This window comes from Streptococcus sp. 68 (assembly GCF_013277415.1).
Lineage (GTDB): Bacteria > Bacillota > Bacilli > Lactobacillales > Streptococcaceae > Streptococcus.
The window spans coordinates 29,696-38,584 of record NZ_VMMX01000018.1 but is presented as its reverse complement, the minus strand read 5'-3'; the positions used below and the strand labels follow the sequence as shown (position 1 = coordinate 38,584).

At 41.7% G+C, this 8,889-nt stretch carries 8 protein-coding genes, 8 tRNA genes and 1 pseudogene; 16 read left to right on the top strand and 1 reads right to left on the bottom strand.

Annotation, left to right across the window (positions count from 1 at the left end):
* The first annotated feature begins 21 nt into the window (after window positions 1-21).
* The 15 genes and pseudogenes from HT720_RS09780 to ccpA all read left to right on the top strand — a co-directional run bounded on the left by HT720_RS09780 (window position 22) and on the right by ccpA (window position 6,253).
* A tRNA-Asp gene (locus HT720_RS09780) sits at window positions 22-94 on the top strand.
* 23 nt (window positions 95-117) lie between these two features.
* A tRNA-Lys gene (locus tag HT720_RS09775) sits at window positions 118-190 on the top strand.
* A gap of 5 nt (window positions 191-195) precedes the next feature.
* Window positions 196-277: transfer RNA gene (locus tag HT720_RS09770), tRNA-Leu, on the top strand.
* An 18-nt stretch (window positions 278-295) separates the two neighbouring features.
* A tRNA-Thr gene (locus HT720_RS09765) sits at window positions 296-368 on the top strand.
* A gap of 22 nt (window positions 369-390) precedes the next feature.
* Window positions 391-462 (top strand) — tRNA-Gly (locus HT720_RS09760).
* Between the two features lie 7 nt (window positions 463-469).
* Window positions 470-555: transfer RNA gene (locus HT720_RS09755), tRNA-Leu, on the top strand.
* 11 nt (window positions 556-566) lie between these two features.
* Window positions 567-640 (top strand) — tRNA-Arg (locus HT720_RS09750).
* A 15-nt stretch (window positions 641-655) separates the two neighbouring features.
* Window positions 656-729: transfer RNA gene (locus HT720_RS09745), tRNA-Pro, on the top strand.
* Window positions 730-1,233: 504 nt separating this feature from the next.
* The gene (locus tag HT720_RS09740) at window positions 1,234-1,425 is read left to right on the top strand and encodes a hypothetical protein (RefSeq protein WP_049512643.1); all 192 of its coding nucleotides are present in this window, start codon (window positions 1,234-1,236) and stop codon (window positions 1,423-1,425) included.
* Window positions 1,422-1,616, top strand: a complete 195-nt coding sequence (locus tag HT720_RS09735) for a hypothetical protein (RefSeq protein WP_049512645.1) — start codon at window positions 1,422-1,424, stop codon at window positions 1,614-1,616. Before HT720_RS09740 ends, HT720_RS09735 begins: the two co-directional genes overlap by 4 nt.
* Window positions 1,603-2,487, top strand: a complete 885-nt coding sequence (locus tag HT720_RS09730) for an ABC transporter ATP-binding protein (protein WP_049512647.1) — start codon at window positions 1,603-1,605, stop codon at window positions 2,485-2,487. Before HT720_RS09735 ends, HT720_RS09730 begins: the two co-directional genes overlap by 14 nt.
* A 1-nt stretch (window position 2,488) precedes the next feature.
* Window positions 2,489-3,226, top strand: a pseudogene (locus HT720_RS09725) (ABC transporter permease).
* Window positions 3,226-4,323: a sensor histidine kinase gene (locus HT720_RS09720; RefSeq protein ID WP_173276030.1), complete on the top strand. Its 1,098-nt coding sequence runs from the start codon at window positions 3,226-3,228 to the stop codon at window positions 4,321-4,323. Before HT720_RS09725 ends, HT720_RS09720 begins: the two are co-directional and overlap by 1 nt.
* Window position 4,324: 1 nt before the next feature.
* A complete protein-coding gene (locus HT720_RS09715) occupies window positions 4,325-4,924 on the top strand; it encodes a response regulator transcription factor (protein ID WP_049512651.1) in 600 nt (199 codons plus the stop codon).
* A 318-nt stretch (window positions 4,925-5,242) separates the two neighbouring features.
* Window positions 5,243-6,253: a catabolite control protein A gene (ccpA, locus tag HT720_RS09710; protein WP_049511250.1), complete on the top strand. Its 1,011-nt coding sequence runs from the start codon at window positions 5,243-5,245 to the stop codon at window positions 6,251-6,253.
* A 214-nt stretch (window positions 6,254-6,467) separates the two neighbouring features.
* Here ccpA and HT720_RS09705 read toward each other — a convergent pair whose 3' ends face one another.
* A complete protein-coding gene (locus HT720_RS09705; protein ID WP_049511249.1) occupies window positions 6,468-7,430 on the bottom strand; it encodes an asparaginase in 963 nt (320 codons plus the stop codon).
* Window positions 7,431-7,495: 65 nt separating this feature from the next.
* Between HT720_RS09705 and HT720_RS09700 the strand changes: the two genes are divergently transcribed.
* Window positions 7,496-8,887 (top strand): Cof-type HAD-IIB family hydrolase, encoded by a 1,392-nt coding sequence (locus tag HT720_RS09700; protein WP_173276027.1) that lies wholly within the window; start codon window positions 7,496-7,498, stop codon window positions 8,885-8,887.
* Window positions 8,888-8,889 lie beyond the last annotated feature (2 nt).

The following is an 8,889-nucleotide window of genomic DNA, read 5'->3' as shown; positions in this document are numbered from 1 at the left end:
TCGATCCCGTTAACTCCCAAAGGTCCCGTAGTGTAGCGGTTATCACGTCGCCCTGTCACGGCGAAGATCGCGGGTTCGATTCCCGTCGGGACCGTTAGAATAACGGAAGTTATTTTAGACTCGTTAGCTCAGTTGGTAGAGCAATTGACTTTTAATCAATGGGTCACTGGTTCGAGCCCAGTACGGGTCATATCTGCGGGTTTGGCGGAATTGGCAGACGCACCAGATTTAGGATCTGGCGCTTAACGGCGTGGGGGTTCAAGTCCCTTAACCCGCATTAAGATATAATAAATGAGCCGGCTTAGCTCAGTTGGTAGAGCATCTGATTTGTAATCAGAGGGTCGCGTGTTCAAGTCATGTAGCCGGCATTTTTAGATAGAAGAAAACAGTGCGAACGTAGTTCAGTGGTAGAACACCACCTTGCCAAGGTGGGGGTCGCGGGTTCGAATCCCGTCGTTCGCTTAGAGAGGCCGGGGTGGCGGAACTGGCAGACGCACAGGACTTAAAATCCTGCGATTGGTAACGATCGTACCGGTTCGATTCCGGTCCTCGGCATAAACTAATGAGCACCCTTAGCTCAACTGGATAGAGTACCTGACTACGAATCAGGCGGTTAGAGGTTCGACTCCTCTAGGGTGCATTTTTCTATTTAACTCGGGAAGTAGCTCAGCTTGGTAGAGTACTTGGTTTGGGACCAAGGTGTCGCAGGTTCGAATCCTGTCTTCCCGATACATTACAGAGATACGTAAGCGTATCTTTTTTGTTTTAACTAGATATTATATACATTAAGAGAGAATCAGTTTGCTTCTCTCTTTTTTTTATTTCAGTAATTCATTTTGATTGCGTATACTTTTGTGTTTCCTGATTTGTTCAATGAATACTGTAGTTTAGGTACATAAATTGAAATTTAACAGATTTTATAACTCTTATAAATTTTTAAGAAAGCAATAGAAGGGTTTTGTTTAACGTATAATATATGTGTTGGTCTGATAAAAATTTCTACTCTTTTTAATTTTAAATAAGTATTAGTTTACATTATGGTGTGAATTGGGTTTGATATCTCTTTTGAGGAAGTTGCCTTAGATTTTTCTAATTGTGTTTTATTGTATAGTGTATCTTGCTTGTTTTGAACAGAATTTTTTATGACATTTGTCATATTTACGAGTGACAGAAGTATCTAGCTCCGCTAACTTCAAAAGACTATAATTGAAGTATGAAAGGGAGGAAGAAAAAATGAAACATAAAGTAATTGTCGCAATGAGTTTAGTAGCAGCAGGAGTTATGACCTATCTCATGTTCTCAGGATTGGATGAAGATTTCTATCATTTTCCTTGGGAGTTATTTGCTGGCTTTGGAATGATGTCTTGGCTTGTTAGAGAAGGTTTGAAATTAGTCTCAGATGTGAAAAAGGAGCTTGAGGAATGAAGAGAGGGAGCATCTATTTCTTTATCGGCCTATCACTAGTGGTATGGTTGGTAGAAATGTTTACAGGTTGGTTTGATCAAGCCTTCCTTCACCAATTCATCCGTGGTGCCTGGGGACTAGGATTTATGATTTTAATCGCCTTTCCTATGGGAAAGGAGTGGCTGAAAGGAGAATATCATGAACATGATTAAGGTAGAAAGCCTAAATAAAAACATCAAGAGCAAGGCTATTTTGAAGGATATTTCCTTTGAGGTAGCTGAAGGTGAATGCGTCGCCTTGATTGGGCCCAATGGTGCTGGGAAGACCACACTCTTGGACTGTTTGCTTGGAGATAAACTGGTCACCAGTGGACAAGTATCTATCCAAGGCTTGCCAGTGACGAGTTCTAAGTTAGACTATACAAGATCCTACCTCCCTCAAGAGAATGCAATCGTTCAAAAACTAAAGGTAAAAGAGTTGATTGCTTTCTTTCAACGTATCTATCCAAATCATTTGAGTAATCAGGAAGTCGATCAACTATTACAGTTTGATAAGCAACAAAAAGAGCAATTCGCAGAAAAATTATCAGGTGGACAAAAGCGTCTTTTCTCTTTTGTCTTGACCTTAATTGGGCGACCAAAGCTTGTCTTTTTAGATGAGCCAACTGCTACTATGGATACCTCAACTCGTCAACGTTTTTGGGAAATTGTTCAGGACCTAAAAGCGCAGGGAGTCACCATTCTCTATTCGTCCCATTATATCGAAGAAGTAGAGCATACAGCTGATCGGATTTTGGTTTTAAATAAGGGAGAGTTGATTCGAGACACGACGCCTCTAGCTATGCGTAGTGAAGAGACAGAAAAGCACTTTATCCTTCCTCTAGCTTACAAGGAAGTCGTAGAGCAGTCAAATTTAGTTGAAAACTGGTCACAAAAACAAGATGCTTTGCAAGTAGTCACACGAGATGCAAATGCTTTCTGGGAACTGTTAGTTCAAGCAGGATGTAGCATACAAGAAATTGAAGTTAATAATCGTAGTTTGTTGGATACAATCTTTGAAGAAACGCAGAAGGGAGATGACTAAGATGAAACAGTGGCTAGCATTAAATAAGATAGAATTTCTATTGACCAAACGGCAATCAGTCTATTATTTATTATCAGTAGGGATGCCGACAGCATTCTATCTATTCTTTTCTGGCATGTAGCAGGATACACCAGGTGGACCCGCGAATTTTATGCGTGATTACCTTATCTCTATGACTGCCTTTTCCATGATGTCGACAGCTATCTTCTCATTCCCAGCTGTTTTACATACAGATAAAATCAACAACTGGCAGAAAACATTGCGCCATACTCCGGTAAATATGGTAGAATATTATCTATCAAAGATAACAAGTATGATGGTTGATTATCTGGTCTCAATCCTGGTTGTTTTCTCAGTTGGGCACTTGGTCAGAGGTGTGGATATGCCTTTAGGAAGCTGGATTGGGGCTACGCTCTTGCTGATAGTAGGAAGTGTAGCTTTTGTAGCGCTTGGCTTGACCTTGACACTCTTGCCTTCTAGTCAGCTGATGTCTGTCGTGGGCAATCTTCTCTATCTAGGTTTGGCTGTTTTAGGTGGACTCTGGATGCCCATCTCTTTATTTCCAGACTGGATGCAAGCAATCGGGAAGTGCCTACCAACTTATCAGTTGATGGAGTTGCTCAAGACCTTCTTAAACGAGGGTAGCATCAATCTATCAGCCACAGTTTATCTACTTGTTTTTTCAGCAGTTTTGTTTGGTTTGACCATTTACCTTCAAGGTCATAAGGAGAATGCTTAATGCTTGAAAGACTGAAAAGCATACACTATATGTTTTGGGCCAGTTTAATTTTTATGATTTTCCCCATCCTACCTGTAGTGACTGGGTGGCTTTCTGCCTGGCATTTATTGATTGATATTCTATTTGTAGTGGCGTATTTGGGTGTTTTAACAACTAAGAGCCAGCGCCTATCTTGGCTATATTGGGGCCTCATGCTGACTTATGTAGTTGGGAATACTGCCTTTGTTGCTGTTAATTATATCTGGTTTTTCTTTTTCCTATCCAATCTCTTAAGTTATCATTTCAGCGTAGGTGGTTTAAAGTCTTTACATGTCTGGACTTTTCTTCTTGCTCAAGTCCTTGTTGTGGGCCAACTGTTGATTTTTCAGAGAATCGAAGTTGAGTTTCTATTCTATCTACTTGTAATTCTTGCTTTTGTCGATTTAATGACTTTTGGCTTGGTTCGGATTCGGATTGTGGAGGATTTGAAAGAAGCACAGGCTAAGCAAAATGCCCAGATAAATCTATTGCTTACTGAAAATGAACGCAGTCGTATCGGTCAAGATTTGCATGATAGTCTGGGGCATACCTTTGCTATGTTGAGTGTCAAGACAGATTTAGCCTTGCAGTTATTTCAGATGGAGGCTTATCCACAGGTGGAAAAGGAATTAAAAGAAATTCACCAGATCAGCAAGGATTCCATGAATGAAGTGCGAACCATTGTGGAAAATCTTAAGTCTAGAACTTTGACATCCGAACTAGAGACTGTGAAAAAGATGTTAGAAATTGCTGGAATTGAGGTGGAAACGGATAACCAACTAGATACTGCTAGCCTTACTCAAGAATTGGAGTCAATGGCTTCCATGATTTTGCTTGAGTTAGTGACCAATATCATCAAACATGCCAAAGCGTCTAAAGCTTACTTAAAATTAGAACGGACAGAGAAGGAACTCATTTTAACAGTAAGTGATGATGGCTGCGGCTTTGCTTTTCTAAAAGGAGATGAGCTCCATACAGTCCGAGATCGTGTTTCTCCATTTTCAGGAGAAGTAAGTGTAATCAGTCAGAAACATCCAACGGAAGTGCAAGTTCGACTACCTTATAAGGAGAGAAACTAAGATGAAAGTATTAGTCGCAGAAGATCAAAGTATGTTGCGAGATGCCATGTGCCAGTTGCTTGCCTTTCAAGCAGATGTAGAGTCTGTCTTACAAGCCAAGAATGGGCAAGAAGCAATCCAACTATTAGAAAAGGAGTCTGTAGATATAGCCATCCTTGACGTAGAAATGCCTGTTAAGACAGGTCTTGAAGTTTTGGAGTGGATACGAGCAGAAAATCTAGAAACAAAGGTGGTTGTGGTGACGACCTTCAAGCGTCCTGGGTATTTTGAACGTGCGGTCAAGGCTGGAGTAGATGCTTATGTATTAAAAGAAAGAAACATTGCAGAGCTCATGCAAACCTTGCACACCGTCCTCGAAGGGCGCAAGGAGTATTCGCCTGAATTGATGGAAGTGGTGATGACGCATCCCAATCCGTTGACAGAACAAGAGATTGCTGTTTTAAAGGGAATTGCTCAAGGCTTGTCTAACCAAGAAATTGCAGATCAACTTTATTTATCCAACGGAACCGTCCGAAACTATGTCACCAATATTCTTTCGAAACTAGATGCAGGTAATCGAACAGAGGCAGCTAATATCGCGAAAGAATCTGGTTGGTTGTGATACTATTATAACTCTAAAACCATTATGTGCTAAAATTGAAGTGATTCAATCAAACAATTTGTAACTAGAGGAGGGCTTAGTTTCCTCCTTTTTGTTTACTCTAAGGTGGTAGCAAGAGCTAAACCTAGGCTTTCTATGAAATTTTTTCAATCAATCTTCAAAAAACACTTGAAAGTGTTTACAATTAGTGATAGAATGGAATAAGTAGAAACATGAAAACGAAATTTTCACATCTTCACTTTTGTAAGTAGATATAGAGTTTCAATCGGTGCCTCTACTTGTAAAAGAATGTGTGGGATAGAAAGGGCAGGAAAAGGAATGAATGCAGATGATACAGTAACCATTTATGATGTCGCTCGTGAAGCAGGTGTTTCCATGGCGACGGTCAGCCGTGTGGTCAATGGCAATAAAAATGTAAAAGAGAATACCCGTAAAAAAGTGCTAGAGGTAATTGATCGTTTGGATTATCGTCCAAATGCAGTTGCGCGTGGTCTTGCAAGTAAAAAGACAACCACTGTCGGTGTCGTGATTCCAAATATTACCAATGGTTATTTTTCGAGTTTGGCTAAGGGGATTGATGATATTGCAGAAATGTACAAGTACAATATTGTCTTAGCTAATAGCGATGAAGATAACGAGAAAGAAGTTTCTGTTGTCAATACCCTCTTTTCAAAGCAGGTAGATGGCATTATCTTTATGGGTTATCACTTGACAGATAAAATTCGCTCAGAATTTTCGCGTTCACGTACTCCGATTGTTCTCGCAGGAACTGTCGATGTTGAGCACCAGTTGCCAAGTGTCAATATTGACTATAAGCAAGCAACGATTGATGCAGTGAGTTACCTTGCTAAAGAAAATGAACGTATTGCTTTCGTTAGCGGTCCGCTAGTGGATGACATCAATGGTAAGGTTCGTTTGGTTGGCTACAAGGAAGCCTTGAAAAAAGCAGGAATCGCTTATAGTGAAGGTTTGGTATTTGAATCTAAATATAGCTATGATGATGGTTACGCCTTGGCAGAGCGTTTGATTTCATCAAATGCAACTGCAGCAGTTGTGACAGGTGATGAGTTGGCAGCAGGAGTCTTGAACGGCCTTGCTGATAAGGGTGTGTCAGTACCAGAAGAGTTTGAAATTATTACTAGTGATGATTCACAAATCTCACGCTTTACCCGTCCAAACTTGACAACGATTGCCCAACCTCTTTATGACCTTGGTGCCATTAGTATGCGTATGTTGACTAAGATTATGCATAAGGAAGAGTTGGAAGAACGTGAAGTTCTCTTACCTCATGGTTTGACAGAACGTCGCTCAACACGAAAACGTAAATAGAAAAAATCAGGGAATCGAGAAGATTTCCTGATTTTGTGCTCTTAAACAAGAGATGTTGACTTAATGAATACCACAGAGCGGACTAGGCGGCTGGTTAAAGGCTGCGCAACACACTGCTTTGAGGTTGTAGATAGAAGTGACGAAGTCAGCTCAAGGCACTGCTTTGAGGTTGCAGATGGAAGCTGACGTGGTTTGAAGAGATTTTCGAAGAGTATTAGCCTTCCATATAGTCTTTCAAAGCCTGCCCTTTTAGTCCGGCATTGAGGGCAATGAGGAGTTTCAAGCGGGCTTTTTGGGCGTTGAGTTCTTTGACAAAGAAAACACCTGCCTTTTGCAACTGTACGCCCCCACCCTGATAGGCATAGACAGGTTCTGCGATACCGTTAAAGCATCGGGAAACCAGAGCGACTGGGATTCCTTTTTGCAGAAGGCTTTCTAATTTTTGAGCCGTTTCTTTGGGAATATTACCAGCTCCGAAGGCTTGGATAATCAAACCGTCCAATTGTTCCAAATCCAGCATATCAATCAGCTCATCTGTCATACCAGCATAAGCAGAGATGATAGGGACTAATCCTTGTATGTGATCCAGGTCAAAGCGAACACGAGGTTCAGCTGTTTTAAAGTAGAGAATTTCCTGTTTCATAATCAGACCGAGGGGGCCATGTGTTGGGGTCTGGAAGGTGCCGACGTTGGTCGTATGTGTTTTGGTAACATACTTGGCAGCGTGGATTTCATCGTTCATAACGACCAAAACTCCTTTGTCAGCAGCCTTGTCATCACTAGCCACCCGTAAAGCACTCAGATAGTTATAAACACCGTCACTACCGAGTTCATTGGAGCTGCGCATGGCCCCTGTTAGAACGATAGGCATATGGGGAACTTCCATGGTATCAAGGAAATAGGCTGTTTCCTCTAAAGTATCGGTTCCGTGTGTGATCACTACACCGTCGTAGTTAGCAGCTTCCTCTTTGATTTTTTGGTAGAGGGCCAGCATATGCTTGGGTTTGATATGGGGGCTTGGCAGGTTAAAAAAGTCCAAGGCGTGGACTTGGATTCCTTCAAGTGGGTTGGACACATGGTTCATGGGATTATCTGAACTCGTCACAACAGCGCCAGAAGCATCGGCCTGCATGGAAATAGTCCCACCTGTATGTAAAACAAGGATTTTCTTAGGCATGATTTACTCACTCTTTCTGAAATGTGGTATAATCATTGTATCACAAAAGGGGAGATTGGGATAGGATGGAAGTCAAAGCTGTTTTTTTTGATATCGATGGAACCTTGGTCAACGATCGCAAGAGTGTTTTGAAATCCACTAAGGACGCGATTAAGATTGTCAAAGAGCAAGGGGTACTAGTTGGCGTAGCGACAGGGCGAGGACCTTTTTTTGTTAAGGAATTGATGGACGATTTGGATCTGGATTTTGCGGTAACCTACAATGGCCAGTATATCTTTAATAAAGACAGAGTCTTGTTCACGAGCCCTATTTCCAAGTTACATTTGCGCCATCTAATTGCTTATGCTAAAAAAGAGGGCAAGGAGATTGCCCTAGGGACCAAGGATGCCATGCTGGGTTCTAAAATCATGTCTTTTGGTCTGGGTTCTTTTTCCCAACGAATCAGTCGCTTCGTTCCCTCTGTTTTAACCCGAACAGTGAGTCAGTCTTTTAATCGCATGGTCAGCAAGGTTGTTCCCCAAAAGGAAGAAGACCTGCTTCACCTGATGAATCAGCCTATCTACCAAGTTTTGATGCTGATGACGCCAGAAGAATCTGAGAAGGCGGCAGCTGATTTTGAAGACTTGAAATTGACACGTAGCAATCCTTTTGCAGCGGATGTTATCAATCAAGGAAACTCTAAATTGGAAGGCATTAGACGAGTTGGGAAAGAATATGGTTTTGATCTTAACCAAGTCATGGCCTTTGGTGACTCAGATAACGACTTAGAAATGCTGGCTGGTGTCGGTATGTCGGTTGCTATGGGAAATGGTAGTAGCAGTGTCAAGGAAGTTGCCAAGCACATCACTACCAGCAATCAGCAAGATGGAATCCACAAGGCCCTGGAACATTTTGGTGTTCTGGCCTCAGAAAAAGTCTTTGTCAGCCGTGACTATCATTTCAATAAGGTCAAGACCTTCCACCACATGATGGATGAACGGACCCAAGAAGAACCTCGAGCTTGGGATTTAGAAGGTGCAACCCACAGGGCTGGTTTTAAAATAGAAGAATTGGTGGAGTTTGTTCGAGCTGCCAGCACTTCTGAAGAGGACTTTGGTCAAGCTCTATCGCAACTTCATCAAGCTCTTGATAAGGCGGCAGATAAAGTAGCTAAGAAGACTCCTGCTCAGCAAGATTTGATAGGTCAGGTAGATGCCCTGATTGACACGCTTTACTTTACCTACGGTAGTTTTGTCTTGATGGGGGTGGACCCAGAGCGTATTTTTGATATTGTCCATCAGGCTAATATGGGGAAAATTTTCCCAGATGGCAAGGCTCATTTTGATCCAGTGACCCACAAAATCTTAAAACCAGATGATTGGGAAGAAAAATATGCTCCAGAACCTGCTATTAAAAAGGAACTGCAGCGCCAGCTCAAGGCTTACGAACGCCATAAAGAGAGAAATAATACTCAATGAAA